We start from the raw sequence: 16,593 nt of genomic DNA on the forward strand, positions 1-16,593 counted from the left end.
GGCCGCGACACGCTTCCTGGAGGGAACAACATGAGCGCTACCCACGATTTTGATGCCATCACCGTCGATGCCCTGCGTGGGATCGGGGGGCTGAAATGGTCCATGTTCCCGGAGCACGTCGGTGCCTTTGTGGCCGAGATGGATTTCGGCATCGCCGGCCCCATCACCGCCGCCATCAGCGCGGGCACCGCCAGCGGATTCTTTGGCTACCTCCCGCCCAGTGTTGGCGCGGCCATGGGCCAGGCCTGCAGCGAGTACTATCGCAGCAACTACGGCTGGGAGGTCCCCGCGGGGAACATCCGTCCGCTGGCCGATGTGCTGGCGGGGCTGCAGGCGGCCATGGAGCACTTCTCGCCCGCCGGGTCCAAGATCGTGCTGCCCACCCCTGCCTACATGCCCTTCTTCAAGCTGCCGGGCCTGGCCGGGCGCGAGATCATCGAGGTCCCGATGGTCCGCACCGGGGAATCGTGGGAGATGGACTACGCCGCCCTGGAGCAGGCGTTCGTCGACGGCGGCGGCCTGCTCATCATGTGCAACCCGCACAACCCGATCGGCAAGGTCTACACCGTGGAGGAGATGGTGCGCATTGCCGACATCGTCGCCCGCCACGGCGGCCGGGTGTTCTCGGACGAGATCCATGGACCGCTGGTGTTCCCCGGGGCGGTCCACGTGCCGTACGCCTCCGTCTCCGAGGCGGCGGCACGCCACACCATCACCGCGACCTCCGCGTCCAAGGCCTGGAACATCCCCGGCCTGAAGACGGCCCAGCTGATCCTCAGCAACGCCGCCGACGTCGAGGTCTGGGACAAGGTGGGCCTGATCCCGGAGCACGGCGCCAGCAACCCCGGCGTTGCCGCCAACATCGCCGCCTACACCGGCGGTGCGCCCTGGCTCGACGGCGTCGTGGAGTACCTGGATGGCAACCGGCGCCTGCTGGGCGAGCTGGTGGCCGAGCACCTGCCCGGCGTCGGGTACCTCATGCCGCAGGGCACATACCTGGCGCTGCTGGACTGCCGGGGGCTGGGGCTGGGCGACCACCCATCCGAGTTCTTCTTTGAGCATGCCGGCATCGCGTTCACCGACGGCGCCGACTGCGCGGCCAGCGGACAGGTGCGGATCAACTTCGCCACCCCGCGGCCCATCCTGGAGGACATCATCCTGCGCATGAAGGCTGCCCTGGCCGAGCACGGCTCCACCGCACGCGAGCTGGTGGAGAGCCGCTAGGCCCGCCCCGCTGGTCGAGCCTGTCACCCCACTGCACCGGCGACGCCCAACCCCCTCCAGGACGGCGCCACTTCGGCGTCCTGGAGGGGATGGACCGTCGGCCCCGCTGGTCGAGCTGGTCGAGCTGGTCGAGCCCGCCGAGACCCCCGCGCTGCGCCCGTCGGTGGGACGATGGAGCATGGGCACTTTTCGGTACACCACTGAGCTTCCCCACCCCCGCGCGGACGTCTTCGCCTGGTTCGCCCGGCCCGGCGCGCTGGTCCGGCTCAACCCGCCGTTTGCGGGCAGCACCCGCCGGGAACCCTCCAACGGACTGGCCGTCGGCTCGACGGCGGCGCTGGGCATCGGCGCCCCGGGCGCGCTGGGCATGTGGCTGGGGTCCACGGCGTCCCTCGCGGCCAAGGTGCTGGGCGTGCCGGCCACCCTCCGCCCCGAATTGGTCTGGCATGCGCGCCACACCAGGCTGGCGCCCGGGGAGGGCTTCACCGATGTGATGGAGTCCGGTCCGCTGGCCCGGTGGGAGCATACGCATACCTTCCGCGACAACGGATCCGGCGGCACCGTGATGGAGGACAGCGTCGAGTACCGGCTGCTGCCGTCCTCGCCGCTGCTCAATGTCCCGGAGGGCATCGCCGAGCGGGCGCTGGAGCGCGAACTGGAGCGGATCTTTGCCTACCGGGAGCGCCAGCTGCTCGACGATCTCCAGTTCCATGCCGCCCACACCGGCCCGGCCAAGACCATTGCCGTGTCCGGGGCCTCCGGGCTGATCGGCCGCCAGCTCTGCGCCCTGCTCGCCGGTGGCGGACACCGTGTCCTCCGCCTGGTCCGGCGCCAGGTGCGCGGCGTGGGCGAGATCTTCTGGGACCCGTCCGCGGGCGCCCTGGACCCGGAGGACCTGCGCGGCTGCGATGCCGTCGTGAACCTGGCGGGCCACACCATTGGCGGGCGGTTCACGGACAAGACAAAGGAGCTGATCCGCTCGAGCCGGCTCGCCGGCACCTCCCTGCTGGCCGGGGCGCTGGCCGGGCTGGCGTCCGACGGCGTCCCGCGGACCCTGGTGTCCGCCTCCGGCGTGGGCTACTACGGGGCCTCGCCGCACCCGGGCGACCCCAATCCGCGGCCGCTCACCGAGGATTCCCGGGCGGGCCATGATTTTCTGGCACAGGTGTGCCATGACTGGGAAAATGCCTGCATCCCGGCGCGCAGCGCGGGCGTCCGGGTGGCGAACGTGCGCACCGGCCTCGTACTCACACCCGCCGGAGGAATGCTCCAACAGCTGCTGCCGCTCTACCTGGCCGGCGTGGGCGGGCGCCTGGGCAAGAGCGAGTGGCAGAGCTGGATCAGTGCCGACGACATCGCGGGCATCTACGCCCACGCGGTGCTCGACGACGGCGTCGCCGGCCCGGTCAACGGCGTCGGGCCCGCGCCCGTGACGGCCGCGGACTTCGCCCGGACGCTGGGCACGGTGCTGCACCGGCCCGCCGCCGTGCCCGTCCCGGCGTTCGGCCCCCGGCTGCTCCTGGGCACCGAGGGCGCCCGCGAGCTCGCGCGCGCAAGCCAGCGGGCGTCCTCGGCGAAGATCGAGGCGGCCGGCTACAGCTTCCGCCACCGGGCCCTGGAACAGGCCCTCCGCCACGTCCTCGGGCGGTAACCAGCCGGGTGCACGTCCTCGGCGGCCTGGCGATGATGCCGCTAGCGGCCCATGCCGGAGTCCATCGGCTACTGCCCGCGCTGGAGGTATTCGTCCATCAGAAGGGCAGGCACTTGGGTGATGCCCGGAAGGTCTGTGTCCCGGAAACCGTCCGGCTTGTGCCGGCGGAGCAGGTCCTCGCCGTCGCGCTTCCAGGAGAATTCCGGCAGGGAGAGGGCCGTCCGGTACACGGCATCGACTGTGTCCGGATACCGGGCCGCGAGATCCCCCAGGACATACGGCGGGATGGTGGAGTCCTCCACAAACTCTCGGACCAGAACCGCGATTGGGTCGTCAGCGTCTGTCGGCGGGGTGCGATGGGCGTCCTCGACCTGTCCATAGGCGACGAGGAAGGATACGGATTTCACCGGGTGGTGGTAGAGCGCCACGTCCTCGGAGCGTGCGAGCTCCGGTGGGAACGATTCGTCCGGTGCCAGCTGCTCGCCGGAACGAACCAGCCCTGCTGCGGCGGGATCCCCTGGGGCGAGCTCTGCGCTGCAGGCATCCAAGAAGCCGCGGTAGGCCGCGATGGCCTCGGCGCCGGTCCCGCGGACCACGTGCGAACCGAAACGCTTCACGAAGATAGCATGGTGCTTCCGGACCAAGGTCCGTGCGCTTTCGGCCCTCGCCGGGTTCCGGTACACCAGCGACGGGAAGTGCTCCAGCAGGGAAACCGCGAGGGCCCGGACGGCGGGAAGGTCCTTCGGACCGAAGATCCTGATGTTTCCGCTGATGGTCCAAATGTCACCCATCGGCACCAGGCGCGTCACGATGTACCCACCGCGTGGGACCGCGCCCATCGCCTCCGCCCCCACGGTGGCGTAAGTGGGGTAGTCCATCTCGTCAATGAGGTTGTACAGGGCAAGTCCGGCGCCGCGGCGCTTGTCGACGCGGAATGCCCCGTACACGTTGCGGTCCCGCCAGCCCTCATAGACGAGCCGGTCTTCCGGGGCAATGTTCCTGTTGGTGCGCAGGTACCTGTCGAGCAGCGGTTCACGCCCTGTGCCGGGCTCATAAAGCAGCGCCTCGACGGCCTCGGCCCAGTGACCCTGTTGCCCCGATTCGAGCCGGGAAGTCGATGCCATGGCCTGTGACAGGAGCCGGGCGAACCCTGGCGAGGTCGCGTATTCGACCAAAGTTTCCTTGAGCTTTGTCGCCTGCTCCATGAGTGCTTCGATTTCCATGCGTCCATTCTTGCCCATCAGTGGCCGCACCGTCCTGCACGCTGCGGAGGGGCCAGGGAACCGGTGGTTCCGGAAATGGATCCTACTCCTCGGAGGCCGCCCCTTCGTCTGGAGCATGGGCGACCCGGCGCCCGGTCTCTGCCTGCTCGCCGATCGCCGCCCGCGCATGCAGGATGTCGCCGATGAACCAGTCGTACAGCACTACACCGATTATGCCGCCAATCAGGGGGCCGATGATCGGCACCCAGAAGTACCAGCTGAATCCACCGGCCACGGTGCCGGGCATGGCGATGTCGCCCCAGCCAGCGATCCACGCGAACAGCCTCGGCCCAAAGTCACGGGCCGGGTTGATGGCGTACCCCGCGTTGGCGCCGAACGACATGCCGATTGCGGCCACGGCCAAACCGATGATGAACGGGGCAAGGTTGGCCTTGGCCGCGGTATTGCGCAGGTCGATGATAGCGACAACAAACATGACCAGGAATGCCGTGCCGACAATTTGGTCAATGAGTGGCCCAGTGGGATTGCCATTGAAATACGGGGCCGGGAACGTGGCGAAAATGGAGTATGTGACGACGCCTTTGGGTCCGGTCCTGGTGGTGCCGAGCGCATTGTTCAGCGCATCGATGGCGTTGAAGTACACCAGGTACACCAATGCTGCACCGGCGAACGCACCTACAACCTGCGCCACCATGTACGGGACGACCTTGTTCCAGGCGAACTTCCGGCGGACCGCAAAGGCGAGGGTCACCGCGGGGTTGATGTGCGCCCCGCTGACGCCTCCGGCCACGTAGATGGCCAGTGTCACGGCCAGCGCCCATCCCCAGGTGATGAGCAGCCAGTCGCCGGCGGCATCGAAGATGGTTGTGGAGGAGGAGGTGCGTCCGCTGCCCGGCAGCGCCGCAACGGCCATCGCGACCACACCGTCACCAAATGCGATTAGTACAAATGTGCCGAGGAACTCGGCCAGCAGTTCGCCCCAAATGCCGCCGGCTCGCTTGAGCCCGCTGCCATTGCGCACTGCGTTTCTGAGGGGGGTTATTGAACTCATGATGATCCCTTTAAGTCGTCGACAACGGCGACGTCTCTTGATCTATGAGACCGCCTTAATTATAGGCAGTGTTTGACCTAGGCAATTAGTCTGATTAATCACAAGAACGCGCGCCGGTGGCTGCTCAAGGACCGGGGCGGGTCCTATGCCAGCTCCATCAGGGGGGTGCGTAGTGTTCCAGCTGGCCGGGTGGACAACAGTGTGCCGTCCAGGGAGCTGGCCTCCGCGCTGGACCACGACGGCGTCAGCGTGGCCCCGGCGTCGCCGTCGGCGCCCTTTCTGGCGGGCGCGCTGGCCGGACTGCCGCATGGGCATGCCGACATTGTGGCCAAGGCCGTGTCCCATGTCCGCGTGCTCTATGCCGAGGTGCCGGACGCGGGCCGGCTGCTGGTGGAACCGTTCACGCTCAGGGACCTTCGCGAACTGCACGGGGCCGTTGCGGGGAGCCTCTGATGCGGGATACCTACTGCCGGTCCATGGAGCCGGGGTTGGTGGACACCGGCGAGATTTCCGACGGCGCGCGCGGCGCCCGTCGCGGCGCGAATAGTTCAGTGAGGCTTTTGTCTTCAGGCTGGGAAATTTAGGCGATCTGAATGCGTTCGTCGCCGAGTTCAACCTCGATGCGCAAGCGGCCACCAATTGCTTCCACGTATTTCCGGAGCGTATCGACCTGGGCCCGGTCAATGTCACCGTGCTCGATCCGTGAGACCCGGTTCTGGGTGACATGCAGTCGCCCGGCCAGCTGAACTTGGGTCAAGTCGGATGCTTCACGGAGTTCACGCAGGCGGTAGGCGCGGAGCTCGTTGAGCATGCGCTTCTTGTGGCCATCCACGACGGCCCGGTCCACGGGACGCTTCGCCAGCATCTCCTCAATAGTCTTAGCCATTACTGCTCTCCCTTCAGAGTCTTCAAGTGATCGTTGAACAGGTCATCGGCAAGCGGAATGTTGGTCCTGTACCACTTGGCCCAGTTCCCTGCCTTGTCGCCGGCAACCAGCAAAATCGCGTGCCGCCGCGGATCAAAGGCAAACAACACCCTGAGTTCCGACCGCCCGCTGGATCCCGGCCGCAATAATTCCTTCATGTTCTTGTGCCTCGACCGCACTACCGTGTCCACCACCGGCCGACCAAGCTGCGGTCCGCGCTCAGCCAACAACTCGAGCGCGGCAATCACCTGCGCATAGGAGTCGTCAGCCAGATCAGATAACCACGCCTCAACCAGACCTACGTCGACTTTCCACATCATCTACAGAATACAACACAAGAGTTGTACAACTCAAGGGTTGTAACAAGTCCGCGGAGCCTTCCAGAATGCCGACTCCTGGATGGCGCCGGGCCCGCTTCGTTGGTCGAGCGGAGCCGAGACCTCCCGCGCGCGGTGGTGGAGGACGTTGTCGCCTCGACGGATTTCGGCTCCGCGGGCTCCGCTCAATCAGCGATGGCGGGATTTCGGCTCCGCGGGCTCCGCTCAATCAGTGGGGGCGGCGGCCAGCAGCTGGCTGATGCCCCGCAGGATTTCCTCGCCGGCCAGGGCACCGGCGTGCTTGGTGACGCGAAGATGCGGGGCGCCGTAGCCGGTCACGTGGAGCTCCCCGTGGCGCGGGCGGAAGGCTGCCGTGGCGTCCTGGAGCATGTCCTGGTCCAGCAGGGAGTCCCCCGCGGCGATGACATAGCCGGCGTTGGTGCGGCGGCGGACCTCGGCCAGGGCGGTGGCCTTGTTGATCGGCACGGGAATGCAGTACAGCTTCCGCCCCTGGAGGGACACCGTCCAACCGGCTGCGGCGCAGAACGCCACCAGCCCGGCGACGAATTCCTCCGGCATGGCCAGGCGGTCAATGATGGCGTAGACAAAGAGCTCCTCGGCCCGGCGCATCCTGGGCACCCAGGGTGAGAATTCGGGCCGGCCCAAATACGCTTCAATCTCGCGCAGCGGGGCGGATTCACGCTCCACCCGGGAGCGGACGTGGTCCTGCCACTGCGCGTCCGGCTCGCCGTGGTGCAGGAGGACGCCGCCATTGGTGGTGATGGCGTACTCGGACGCCGGCCCGGGCAGCTGGACCCGGGAGTACTGGGCCACCGTGCGAGTGGTGGCCGGGACGAACGTTGCCGATGCCTTGATCTGCGCAATCAGCGATTCCGACTCCCGTGTCATATAGGACAGGGGTGCGCCCTCGTAGATTTCGGCCACGACCAGGGCCGGCGTCTGGTGGTCGGGGCCGGCTAGGGCCAGCGCCTTGCCGGAGAAGATCAGCGTCCGGTCCAGGTCGCAGGCCACCAGTGGCGGCGGTGTCGGCGTCACGTGGCGACCCCTCCGGTTGCGGGCACGCCGCCGTCAGCTGCCTGTAGCGCGGGCGGCTCTGCGTCGTCGTCGGCGCCGCCCAGGGGGCGGATCAGCCCCACGCAGCTGTATGGCAGCCCCGGAACCTCTTCCACGGGCACCCCGCGCTGTTCGGCCAGCAGCAGGATATGCCCCAGCTCAGCCAGGGCGCCAGGATTGACCAGCACCTTCCAGGGGATACGGCGCAGCAGCACCCGGGTGGTCTCGCCCACGCCGGGCTTGACCAAGTTGACGTTGTTGATGCCGTAGTGGCGGCTCAGCCGTTCCACGGCCTCCAAGCCGGACCAGGTGGGGGCGTCCTCCGTGGTCCGTGGGCGCGCCAGAGCCTTGGCCACGTTGTCGCGGACCGCGCCGAAGTGGGTCTGGACGGCGGCCAGGAACTCTGCGGAGACATCGCTGCCGGCCAGCTCGGCGTAGAACTTGGCCCCGTGGAAATCGCCCGGTGCAATGTGGTGGGCATTGAAGACCGTACGGGAAACCAGCCCCGACACGGTCGAGTTCAGGCAAGCGGAGGGGATGAGGAAGTCGTCGCGGGTGCCGTAGATGTCCACGCAATGTCCCGGATCTGCCAGGACCGCCAGCTTGGCGCTGAAACTGATGCCGTCCGTCTGCTCAAAGCGGTCCAGGGCAGCCGCCAGCTCGCGGGTGATGGCGCCCTTGCCCGTCCAGCCGTCCACAAAGATGATCTGCTCAGGACCGTGGTGCACGGCCAGGTACCGCAGCGCCGTCTCATCCACCCCCACGCCGCGCACGATGCTCATGGTGTAGTGCGGAATGTCCAGGCCGTGGACCTCCTGCGCCCACCGCCGCATCAGGATGCCGACCGGCGTTCCGGCACGGGCCAGCGAGACGAACACCGGCCGGTTGCCGCGTGCGCGTAGGACCTGTCCGGTGACCACGCCGACCGCCGTGGCGATGCGCCGGGCGGAGCGTTCGAGCGCCGCACTGTAGAGCTGTTGGTATTCGGCGCTGGGGGTGTACTCCACCGGCAGGGACTCGGCGTAGTTGGCCGCGCCGGATTGGATGGCCCGTTCCCGCTCGGCGGCGGGGGCCTCCAGTACGAGGCCACTCAGGTCCTTCAGCAGCCAGCGGACGTCCGCTGCCGGGTAGGAGCCAAAGTGCGGCCCGGTCAGCGGGGTGGGGAATCCGGCGGGTGTGGTGGTGGTCGTCATGGGGTGGGGGTGTTCCGTTCAGCAGTGGCTGGGAGGGACGCCGGCAGATGGACGACGACGACGTGGCGGCAGTGCGCGGCCAGGGCCTCGGTGAGGCTGCCTTCGCCTTCCAGGGCGGCCGGGTCCGTGCCCGGCTCCGGCAGGACAACGATGGTGGAGAAGCGCCGGCCGGCGCCGGAGATGTTGTAGGCAAACCGGACGCCCGGACCGTCTTCCGTCACATCGTGGCTGGCGAAGGTGGCGGCCGCGGCAATGGCATAGTCCGCCCGGTCCAGCGCCACGATGGGGGAGCGGGTGGTGGTGGAGAAGCGGACGGATTCCGTCCCCGCCAACCCGTCCAGCACGTGGGCCACGGCCAGCGGCAGATGGATGAACTCCTCGGTACCCAGCACCAGCGTCCCGCCGGATTCCGGCAGGTGCTGTTCCAGTGCCGCCGCGATGCGGTCCGCGGCGCCGCTCTGGGGCGTCCCGCCGAGAGCCTGCGCGGGCTCGTTGCCGAACCTGTCGCTGCGCTGTGCGGGGACGGCATGTTCGTCCAGGACGACGGCGCTGATGCGCGCCGGCTCCCGGCTGGACTCCGGCGCGGAGGTTGGCCCCGTGAGGCCATCGATCAGCTCCTGCGCCCGTGCCAGGATGTCCGGGGCGAGGTCGATGGTGCCGCAGCCCAGGGCCACCACGGTGATGGCGGTGCCCAGCTCGGCGGCCAGTTCCTCGAATCGGCGCCGGTCCGCGGCGGTGCGCAGGTCAATGAGCGAGGCGACGATATAGGCCCCGTGCGGGGCCAGGGCGTGCAGGGCACGGATGGTGTTGATGATGGTGGAGCCGGTGCTCAGCTCGTCGTCGACCAGCACCACGGGGCCGGGTTTCGCCAGCCAGGCGGGGTCGGTGGGGAGCAGCCGGTGCGAGGTGGCATGCGAATGGCCCTCCTCGAACGCGGCCGAGGCGGTGGCGCCGGGCGGCGCATGCCGGGTGGAGTGGATGTAGTAGGAGCCGATGGCCTCCGCCACCAGGCGTCCCAGCCCCGTGGCGGTCTCCGCATAGCCAATGGTCACCGCGCCGGGGTGGCCGGTGGCGAGGGCGTCCAGAGCCGCCAGCAGCGCCCGGGCGCGGGAGCCGTCGTCGTCGTCGTTCTCCAGCAGAAGGCCAAGCTCGACGGCGGCGGCCCGGGTGGCGGGCCGCTCCTGGCCGGAGATGGCATCTGCCACGAGGACGCCGAGCAGCCGCCCCGCCGCGATGGCCAGCGCCGGCCGGGTGGGCACGTGCTTGGCCAGCACCCGGGAGACCAGCAGATGGGCGCGCTTGGGGTTGCGGCGCAGGGCAAGGCCGACCAGGTCCTGCACCGGCACTAGGCTCCGGGCGGCATCGGTGGAGATGGCCACGCCCAACGCCTGCTGGACAAAGGCACCCGTCCAGACCGGCCCGTTCCCGGGCACGGGGGCCTCGCTCAGGGCCTCGGCCGGCATCCTCACGCCATGCTCGCTTCCAGCAGATCCACGAATCCCACTCCCTGGGCCGCGACACCGAACGCCTGGGCGCGCAGCAATGTCTGCGCCGCCCACGCCTGGTGGGGCTTCATCTCGTTCATTTTGTTGCCGTAGGGCGACGCCGCCGCGCCGCCACCGGTCTTGCCATGGATTTCCGTGGCATCCAGGTACTCCTCATGGGTCACCACGGACATGGCGTGCACCAGCGGAATATGCGTCGGATGGATGATGGTCTTGCCCAGCAGGCCGTTGGCATGGTCCAGGCCAATCTCGCGCATCAGCCCATCCAGGTTGGCCAGCAGGATCCGGCCTCGCAGCTCCTCCTCGTCCGCCTCGGCAAACGGAGTGGCCCGCAGCTGCGGGCGGAGCAGGCGCTCGCCGTTGGAGAAGTGCTCCCAGACCGGGCCGGAGATGACGTAGCCATCCTCGGGGCGGCCCAGCACGTTGACGATGTCGGCGATGACCGCCGCAACCACCTTGACGTCGTAGATGGTCAGATCCCGCGAGCGGCGCAGTCCAAAGGCGCTGGACATGTCCGTGGCGCCGATCCGCACGGCCAGGATGTCCTCGCGGTTGGCGTGCAGCACGCGCGCGATGTTGGTCAGCGCCCGGGCCCGGGACTCGGTGTGGATGACGGCGGGGGATTCCAGGATGGGCATGATCCGCAGCCGGCGCCGCCCGTCCTCGCCGCCCTGGCCGCATTCGCGGTGGATCCGGTGCAGCGCATCCAGGAAGCGCTGGGCCGCGCCGGATTCGTCGTCGAACTTGGGAAGAACAAAACCGGCCAGCACGTCCAGGGAGGAGCCGGCGCGCCGGGCCAGGTCGACCATCTGCTCCGGCGTCCGCACACGGATGAACAGCAGCGGCCGCCCGCTGGCGGTGGCGGCGTCCGGACCGGTGTCGGCGCGGTGCAGCTCGGCCAGCGCGCCCACCACATTCTCCTCGGCGGCGGCCACCTCGTTGTCGGCAATGGAATCCTCCAGGCACAGCACCATGGAGGTGCAGCCCCTGGCACCCTGCTTCTCGATGTCGCGCACCAGAGACGGCCGGTTGCCCGGCATGTACAGGGTGGCGCCGAGGGCCACGGCCAGCAGTCCGGGGTCGGAGGTAAGGCCGAGTTCCTCGGGCTCGCGGTGGAAGAGCCGGCCGGACCGCTCCGGGCTGAGGTAGCTGAAGTGGCGCATGGCGGCCGTCAGCCTCGTTCCCTCTGTGCTGCGACATGGTGGGTCATGGTGAAGCCGAATTCGGCCCAGATGTCCTGGTCAGCCATCCGCTCCGGCAGGGGTTCGGCACGCAGTTCCAGCAGTCCGCCGATCTGCAACAGCGACAGGACAAACATCCGCCCATCGGCCGGCGCGGGCACGGTGAGCGTGCCGCCGTCGAAGATCCGCACACCCAGCGGGGCCGGGCCGCGGCCCATGAACAGGGCACGGCGCAGGGTGCGGACATGCCGCAGCGACACCAATGCATCGTGCTCCTGGTAGCCCACCAGCGGGCGGTTTCCCGAGGTCCGGACGGGCGTACCGGCAGCGTCGCCGCGCACCGTGGCAGCGCCGGTGGTCATGTCCGTGGTTTCCCACGCGATGGCGCCGGCGCCGGTGACCAGCAGGGTTCCGATGGCGGACTGGCGGGCATTGAGCCGGACCAGAGGGGTCTGCTCGTCCAGCTGGCGGACGTCCTCGATCCCGGGGGCGGGGAAGAGCCGGCGGCCGGCCGGCGGGGACGTCGGCGGTTTGGATGCGGGCGTGGGTGCGGAGGAGGGCGACGCCGGTGGGCGCCCGCCCAGCGTGAGTCCGGCTCCCAGCGTGAGTCCGGCTCCCGGCGTGAGTCCGGCTCCCGGCGTGAGTCCGCCCGGCGTGTGCACGGCTGACGGTGGCACGGCAGGCGCCGCCGTCGTCCTGCCGAGGCTGAGGGATGCGGGGGCAGGCGCGGCCAGCGGTGCCGGTTCTGAAGCAACAGGCGCAGCAGCGGCCGCCCCGGGCTTGATCCGCCGCCGCAGGTACGGCAGGTCCGTCCGCGGCCGGGATGCGTTGGGACCCACGGCTACGTGTCGATCCGGAAGTCTTTGGCCACGCCGGCCAGGCCCGTGGTGTACCCCTGGCCCAGGGCGCGGAACTTCCAACCGTCCCGGTGGCGGTAGAGCTCGCCGAACATCATGGCCGTGATGTTGTCCGCGGAGCTGATCGGCACCTCGAAGCGCACCAGCTCGCGGTTCTCCGCCGTCGCCACGCGGATGTGGGCGCGGCGTACGGAGGAGAACGTCGCGGTGCCGCGGACGTCGGGGTCCACATAGACGATGAAGGCAATCTTGGCGACGTTGGCCGGGACCAGGGCGAGGTCGACGTCGATCTGCTCGGCATCCTCGCTGCCGGCAAATGCCACCGACCCATCCGCGCTGGCAATCTGGTTGAAGAAGACCATGTGCTCGCTGGACAGCGCCGCCCCGGAGTCATCGCACAGCACCGCGAAGGGCACCAGCTCGGCCGCCGGGCCAAGGCTGGGGATGGTCTCCCAGCCGAGCCCGACCAGCACCTTGGCCAGGTCCGGGTTTTCGGCGGTGAGCGCCGCGTTGGCGCCGGGTACAAGGTTTCCCATTAGAGAGAGTCCAATCGAGGGGGAGAGCCCAGGGTCAGGCCCGGATCGGGCGCCGCAAACTTGTCGGCCAGGAAGCGGCCGTGGGTGGAGAGCTCGGCGATGGCGCCGATGCGGATCTGGTTCAGCAGGTCCGCGATGGTGGCCTCCAGCGTTTCCACCTGCTCCACCAAGAGGCCCGTGGCCCGGGAGTCCGGGGAGCGGTCGGCGGGCGGAATGGCCAGGAACGACCGCAGCGGAGACGGGATGTAGTCCGAAATGATGGCGCCCAGCAGCACGCGCTGCTCGGTGGAGGCGCCCTGCGCGGCGACGGCGGCCAGCACCGTCCGCAGCAGGTCGTCGATCTGCCGCAGCTGGGAGGACACCAGCGGCGGCAACTCGGCGCCCGCGCGCCGGATTGCCGCCCGCAGGTTGTCCAGGGACGCGGCGGTCTGCGCGTCCTCGGACTCAACACCCTCTTGGTAGCTCGGCTCGACAAGCCCCGCCGCCGGGGCGGCCTTGAACAGGGAGCCAACAAACTTGCGGATCACTATGCTGCCGCCACTACTTTCGCCTCGATGGTGCAAGAACCCCTAGTTCTGCTGCCCCTGGCGGGACCGCTCCAGGTATGGCTTGGCCTTCTCCAGCCCGGCCTCCAGCGCGTGGACGGTGCCTTCCATGTTCTTCGCCGCGGTGGCGCGGAAGGTATCGATGGCATCCATGGTCGCAAAGACGTTGTCGAAGGCCTTCTGCAGCGTTTCCACACTGACGCCGGAGTTGGACGCCTGCTCGTGGATGCGCACCGTCTGGTCCTTGAGCATTTCGGAGGTCTTGAGGATCATGTTGTTCGTCGTGGTGTTGATGGCATCGATCTGGTCCAGCACCATCTTTTGGTTCGCCAGCGCCTGGGCCACAATCACAGCGGTCCGCAGGGCGGCAATGGTGGTGGTCCGGGCCCGGTCCACACCCTTGATCAGTTCCAGGTTGTTCTTCCGGATCAGATCCATGGCCAGGTAGCCCTGCACCGACACGGCCAGCTGGGTCAGGATGTCCTGGTGGCGCTGGCGGATCGGGAAGAGGACGTCCGCCTCAAGCTTCTGCGCCTCCTCGATCTGGCCGGAGGCGCGCTTGGCGTCGATCTTCTCCACGCACGAGGCATCCAAGGCCTTGGCGAAGACGGCGTACTCGCTGAGGGTCTGCATTGTTTCCCACAGCTGGACCTTCTCGCCCGCCAAGGTTGCGTTGTCCTTGAGCAGCTCGTCCTGTCCGGCCATCAGGGACTTGATGATCTTGTCCAGCTGGACCTGGGCCGACTCGTACTTCTGGAAATACTTGGCCAGCTTGTTCCCGCCCGGGATGAAGCCCAGGATCTTCCGTCCCACGCCCAGATCGGCACTGTTCGGGGTCAGATCCTCCACCGTGGAGCGCAGATCGCCCAACGTGGTGGCCACGGCCGCCTGCGCACTGTTGCCACTGCGCTTGGCTCCGGCCACCGACGTTGACGAGCGCTCCAGCATGCGGGTGGAGAACCCGCTGGAGGAGGTGATCTCCGCGCCGGCCAGCGCGGAGATGCCCTCCACCTTGGTGGTGAACTCGGGACTGCGGGGGTCGATCGAGGCGATCTCCGAGACAAACTCCCGTGCCTGGCGGCTGATCTCCACCTGGCGCTCGGCCGGAACCGGCACCATGCCGGGGGCGTTGTCCGGCTCGACGATGGCGGGCGCGTCGGGCGCGCGCAGCACCAGGGCCGCTTCGGTGGTGTCAGGCGGGGTCAGGGGCATGTTCATCGGGGGCCAATCTCTCGGTGCGGGTCAGCTGATGGTGGGGTGCGGGGGTTAGCCGAAGACGACGCCGAAGTCGCCGGCAATGCCGCCCAGACCCGTGGCGTAGCCCTGGCCGACGGCCTTGAACTTCCAGTCGGCGCCGTTGCGGTAGACCTCGGCGAAGACCATGGAGGTCTCCGGGGCGGCGTCCTCGCTCAGGTCGAAGCGCACGATCTCCGAGTCCGTGGCCTGGTTGACCACGCGGCAGTAGGCCGAGCGGACCTGGCCAAAGTTCTGGCGGCGCTCGTCGGCCTTGTCGATCGAGACGGCGATGACCACGCGCTCGACGTCGGCGGCCACCTGGGTGAGGTCGATCAGGATCTGCTCGTCGTCGCCGGCACCCTCGCCGGAGCGGTTGTCGCCCAGGTGGGAGACGGAGCCGTCGGCCGCGGCGGGCTGGTTGTAGAAGATGAAGTCCGCGGAGGAGCGGACCTTGCCGTTGGCGCCGATCAGCAGGGCCGAGGCGTCAAGGTCGAAGGGCTCGCCGCTGGTGGTGCGCGGGTCCCAGCCCAGTCCGACCAGTGCCTTCTGAAGTCCGGGATCGGTCTTCGTCAGGGAGAGGTTGTTGCCTTTTTCAAGCGTCAGTCCAGCCATGGAGGAGTTCCTTTGTGCTTCTGGGCTGCCGGGCAGCCGGAGTGGGGTGGGGGTGGTGGCCGCCGCCGCGTTGCGCGGCGGCGGCCACCGGTGGTGCTTGGGGTTTTTACCTAGTCCAGGGTGATGCCATAGTCCGTGACCAGCCCGTACAGGCCGGCAGCGTAGCCCTGGCCAACGGCCCGGAACTTCCACTCGCCGTTGTGGCGGTAGATCTCGCAGAAGATCATCGTAGTCTCGGCCGCAGCGTCCTCACTGAGGTCGTAGCGGACCACTTCGGTCTCGGTGTCCTGGTTGATCACACGGCAATAGGCGTCGCGGACCTGGCCGAAATTCTGCCGGCGGGTGTCCCCCTGGTCGATGGAGACCACAATGACCATGCGCTCGACGTCGTCGGCCACCGCGTCCAGATCAACCAGGATCTGCTCGTCGTCGCCGTCGCCCAGACCGGTGCGGTTGTCGCCTTGGTGGACCACGGAGCCGTCCTTGGCCGCGAGCTGGTTGTAGAAAATGAAGTCGTCCTGCGAACGGACTTTGCCATTGGCGCCAATCAGCAAGGCGGAGGCATCCAGATCGAAGGCGTCCCCGCTGGTGGAACGGGGATCCCACCCGAGGCCCACCAGAGCGCGGCGCAGACCCGGGTCTGCCTTGGTCAACGAGAGGTTGCTGCCCTTGCTGAGGGTCAAAGAAGCCATTTGACTACCTTTCCTTTGCTGCTACTGCTGCTACTGCCGAAATGTTGGATCGAGGCTTAGAGTGCCGCGGCCGCGTGCGGCACGAGGTCCCCGGCGGTGCGGCCCGTGGCGCGGTCGCCGATGGCCTTAAAGGACCAGCCGGTGCCCGTGCGGGACACCTTGGCCATGATCATGGCCGTGTGGGTGCCGGCGTCGGTGAGCTGGTAGCGGGCCACCTCGGGGGTGCCGGCCGCCGATTCGTCCACCAAACGGCAGAAGGCGTTCTGCACCAGGTTGAACGACTGGCCCGTGTAGCTGCTGATGATGAAGACGACCTGTGCCACCGCCGGTGAGACCCGGCTGAGGTCCACCAGGATGGACTCGTCGTCGCCGTCGCCGGCCCCGGTGCGGTTGTCGCCGGTGTGCTGCGTGGAGCCATCCTTGCTGGCCAGCTGGTTGAAGAAGACAACGTCCACGGCCTGGCCCGAGGCATCAAAGAAGATCGCCGACGCGTCCAGATCGACCTCGGCAGCCTTCTTGAGGCCGCCAAAGAGGCCGCGCTTGGCGGGTGCGGCCGAGTCCCAGCCCAGTCCCAACCGGACCCGGGTGAGGGGCGTGCCGTCGGTCTTGGCCAGCGAAAGTGCCTGGCCCTTCTGCAGGGTCAATCCCATGGAATTACCGTCCTTGCTTTAAATAGGGGGTTTCAGTTGGAACGAGTGGAGGCTTCTGATGGTTCCTTGCCGGCGGCGCGGCGCTTGCTTCTGGAGCGACGGCGCTGGCAAGACACGGCGG

The 16,593-nt window shown here is 68.3% G+C and carries 18 protein-coding genes; 3 read left to right on the top strand and 15 right to left on the bottom strand.

What is annotated here, in order from left to right; all coding sequences use genetic code 11:
• Nucleotides 1–30 precede the first annotated feature (30 nt).
• Both ACQCSX_RS14205 and ACQCSX_RS14210 read left to right on the top strand, forming a co-directional pair.
• Nucleotides 31–1,224 carry a MalY/PatB family protein gene (locus tag ACQCSX_RS14205; RefSeq protein ID WP_427015935.1) on the top strand — a complete coding sequence of 398 codons (1,194 nt, stop codon included), beginning with the start codon at nucleotides 31–33 and terminating at the stop codon, nucleotides 1,222–1,224.
• Between the two features lie 178 nt (nucleotides 1,225–1,402).
• Nucleotides 1,403–2,875, top strand: a complete 1,473-nt coding sequence (locus ACQCSX_RS14210) for a TIGR01777 family oxidoreductase (RefSeq protein WP_427015936.1) — start codon at nucleotides 1,403–1,405, stop codon at nucleotides 2,873–2,875.
• Between the two features lie 68 nt (nucleotides 2,876–2,943).
• Here the strand turns inward: ACQCSX_RS14210 and ACQCSX_RS14215 are convergent, their stop codons facing one another.
• Nucleotides 2,944–4,098, bottom strand: coding sequence for a hypothetical protein (locus tag ACQCSX_RS14215; protein ID WP_427015937.1), 1,155 nt, complete (start codon nucleotides 4,096–4,098; stop codon nucleotides 2,944–2,946).
• An 82-nt stretch (nucleotides 4,099–4,180) separates the two neighbouring features.
• Nucleotides 4,181–5,149, bottom strand: a complete 969-nt coding sequence (locus ACQCSX_RS14220; RefSeq protein ID WP_427015938.1) for an MIP/aquaporin family protein — start codon at nucleotides 5,147–5,149, stop codon at nucleotides 4,181–4,183.
• 189 nt (nucleotides 5,150–5,338) lie between these two features.
• On the opposite strand from ACQCSX_RS14220, the gene ACQCSX_RS14225 reads away from it, so the two are divergent.
• Nucleotides 5,339–5,602 carry a hypothetical protein gene (locus ACQCSX_RS14225; protein ID WP_427015939.1) on the top strand — a complete coding sequence of 88 codons (264 nt, stop codon included), beginning with the start codon at nucleotides 5,339–5,341 and terminating at the stop codon, nucleotides 5,600–5,602.
• A 127-nt stretch (nucleotides 5,603–5,729) separates the two neighbouring features.
• On the opposite strand, the gene ACQCSX_RS14230 is transcribed toward ACQCSX_RS14225, so the two are convergent.
• From ACQCSX_RS14230 to ACQCSX_RS14290, 13 genes are all read right to left on the bottom strand, one after another.
• Entirely contained in the window at nucleotides 5,730–6,035 is a 306-nt protein-coding gene (locus ACQCSX_RS14230) for a helix-turn-helix domain-containing protein (protein WP_427015940.1), read from the bottom strand.
• On the bottom strand, nucleotides 6,035–6,394 hold the full coding sequence (locus ACQCSX_RS14235; protein WP_427015941.1) for a type II toxin-antitoxin system RelE/ParE family toxin: 360 nt from the start codon (nucleotides 6,392–6,394) through the stop codon (nucleotides 6,035–6,037). Before ACQCSX_RS14235 ends, ACQCSX_RS14230 begins: the two co-directional genes overlap by 1 nt.
• A gap of 222 nt (nucleotides 6,395–6,616) precedes the next feature.
• On the bottom strand, nucleotides 6,617–7,447 hold the full coding sequence (locus ACQCSX_RS14240; protein WP_427015942.1) for an HAD family hydrolase: 831 nt from the start codon (nucleotides 7,445–7,447) through the stop codon (nucleotides 6,617–6,619).
• A complete protein-coding gene (locus ACQCSX_RS14245; RefSeq protein WP_427015943.1) occupies nucleotides 7,444–8,658 on the bottom strand; it encodes a cysteine protease StiP family protein in 1,215 nt (404 codons plus the stop codon). Before ACQCSX_RS14245 ends, ACQCSX_RS14240 begins: the two co-directional genes overlap by 4 nt.
• Nucleotides 8,655–10,121: a phosphoribosyltransferase domain-containing protein gene (locus tag ACQCSX_RS14250; protein ID WP_427015944.1), complete on the bottom strand. Its 1,467-nt coding sequence runs from the start codon at nucleotides 10,119–10,121 to the stop codon at nucleotides 8,655–8,657. Before ACQCSX_RS14250 ends, ACQCSX_RS14245 begins: the two co-directional genes overlap by 4 nt.
• A gap of 2 nt (nucleotides 10,122–10,123) precedes the next feature.
• On the bottom strand, nucleotides 10,124–11,326 hold the full coding sequence (locus ACQCSX_RS14255) for an HpcH/HpaI aldolase/citrate lyase family protein (protein WP_427015945.1): 1,203 nt from the start codon (nucleotides 11,324–11,326) through the stop codon (nucleotides 10,124–10,126).
• 8 nt (nucleotides 11,327–11,334) lie between these two features.
• The gene (locus tag ACQCSX_RS14260; protein ID WP_427015946.1) at nucleotides 11,335–12,183 is read right to left on the bottom strand and encodes a hypothetical protein; all 849 of its coding nucleotides are present in this window, start codon (nucleotides 12,181–12,183) and stop codon (nucleotides 11,335–11,337) included.
• A 2-nt stretch (nucleotides 12,184–12,185) separates the two neighbouring features.
• Nucleotides 12,186–12,737: a TerD family protein gene (locus ACQCSX_RS14265; RefSeq protein WP_427015947.1), complete on the bottom strand. Its 552-nt coding sequence runs from the start codon at nucleotides 12,735–12,737 to the stop codon at nucleotides 12,186–12,188.
• A complete protein-coding gene (locus tag ACQCSX_RS14270; RefSeq protein WP_427015948.1) occupies nucleotides 12,737–13,264 on the bottom strand; it encodes a hypothetical protein in 528 nt (175 codons plus the stop codon). Before ACQCSX_RS14270 ends, ACQCSX_RS14265 begins: the two co-directional genes overlap by 1 nt.
• Before the next feature lie 42 nt (nucleotides 13,265–13,306).
• Nucleotides 13,307–14,500: a toxic anion resistance protein gene (locus tag ACQCSX_RS14275; RefSeq protein WP_427015949.1), complete on the bottom strand. Its 1,194-nt coding sequence runs from the start codon at nucleotides 14,498–14,500 to the stop codon at nucleotides 13,307–13,309.
• 48 nt (nucleotides 14,501–14,548) lie between these two features.
• Nucleotides 14,549–15,130, bottom strand: coding sequence for a TerD family protein (locus ACQCSX_RS14280; protein WP_427015950.1), 582 nt, complete (start codon nucleotides 15,128–15,130; stop codon nucleotides 14,549–14,551).
• Between the two features lie 110 nt (nucleotides 15,131–15,240).
• A complete protein-coding gene (locus ACQCSX_RS14285; protein ID WP_427015951.1) occupies nucleotides 15,241–15,822 on the bottom strand; it encodes a TerD family protein in 582 nt (193 codons plus the stop codon).
• A gap of 56 nt (nucleotides 15,823–15,878) precedes the next feature.
• Nucleotides 15,879–16,472: a TerD family protein gene (locus ACQCSX_RS14290; RefSeq protein ID WP_427015952.1), complete on the bottom strand. Its 594-nt coding sequence runs from the start codon at nucleotides 16,470–16,472 to the stop codon at nucleotides 15,879–15,881.
• Nucleotides 16,473–16,593 lie beyond the last annotated feature (121 nt).

The sequence above is a fragment of the Pseudarthrobacter sp. P1 genome (assembly GCF_050156935.1).
Taxonomy (GTDB): Bacteria; Actinomycetota; Actinomycetes; order Actinomycetales; family Micrococcaceae; genus Specibacter.

Bases quoted from the DNA above. Each gene is read 5' to 3' on its own strand.
- ACQCSX_RS14220 (WP_427015938.1), bottom strand. From the start codon at position 5,149: ATGAGTTCAATAACCCCCCTCAGAAACGCAGTGCGCAATGGCAGCGGG.
- ACQCSX_RS14255 (WP_427015945.1), bottom strand. From the start codon at position 11,326: ATGCGCCACTTCAGCTACCTCAGCCCGGAGCGGTCCGGCCGGCTCTTC.
- ACQCSX_RS14230 (WP_427015940.1), bottom strand. From the start codon at position 6,035: ATGGCTAAGACTATTGAGGAGATGCTGGCGAAGCGTCCCGTGGACCGG.
- ACQCSX_RS14265 (WP_427015947.1), bottom strand. From the start codon at position 12,737: ATGGGAAACCTTGTACCCGGCGCCAACGCGGCGCTCACCGCCGAAAAC.
- ACQCSX_RS14290 (WP_427015952.1), bottom strand. From the start codon at position 16,472: ATGGGATTGACCCTGCAGAAGGGCCAGGCACTTTCGCTGGCCAAGACC.
- ACQCSX_RS14250 (WP_427015944.1), bottom strand. From the start codon at position 10,121: ATGCCGGCCGAGGCCCTGAGCGAGGCCCCCGTGCCCGGGAACGGGCCG.
- ACQCSX_RS14245 (WP_427015943.1), bottom strand. From the start codon at position 8,658: ATGACGACCACCACCACACCCGCCGGATTCCCCACCCCGCTGACCGGG.
- ACQCSX_RS14280 (WP_427015950.1), bottom strand. From the start codon at position 15,130: ATGGCTGGACTGACGCTTGAAAAAGGCAACAACCTCTCCCTGACGAAG.
- ACQCSX_RS14210 (WP_427015936.1), top strand. From the start codon at position 1,403: ATGGGCACTTTTCGGTACACCACTGAGCTTCCCCACCCCCGCGCGGAC.
- ACQCSX_RS14285 (WP_427015951.1), bottom strand. From the start codon at position 15,822: ATGGCTTCTTTGACCCTCAGCAAGGGCAGCAACCTCTCGTTGACCAAG.
- ACQCSX_RS14215 (WP_427015937.1), bottom strand. From the start codon at position 4,098: ATGGAAATCGAAGCACTCATGGAGCAGGCGACAAAGCTCAAGGAAACT.
- ACQCSX_RS14235 (WP_427015941.1), bottom strand. From the start codon at position 6,394: ATGATGTGGAAAGTCGACGTAGGTCTGGTTGAGGCGTGGTTATCTGAT.
- ACQCSX_RS14275 (WP_427015949.1), bottom strand. From the start codon at position 14,500: ATGAACATGCCCCTGACCCCGCCTGACACCACCGAAGCGGCCCTGGTG.
- ACQCSX_RS14205 (WP_427015935.1), top strand. From the start codon at position 31: ATGAGCGCTACCCACGATTTTGATGCCATCACCGTCGATGCCCTGCGT.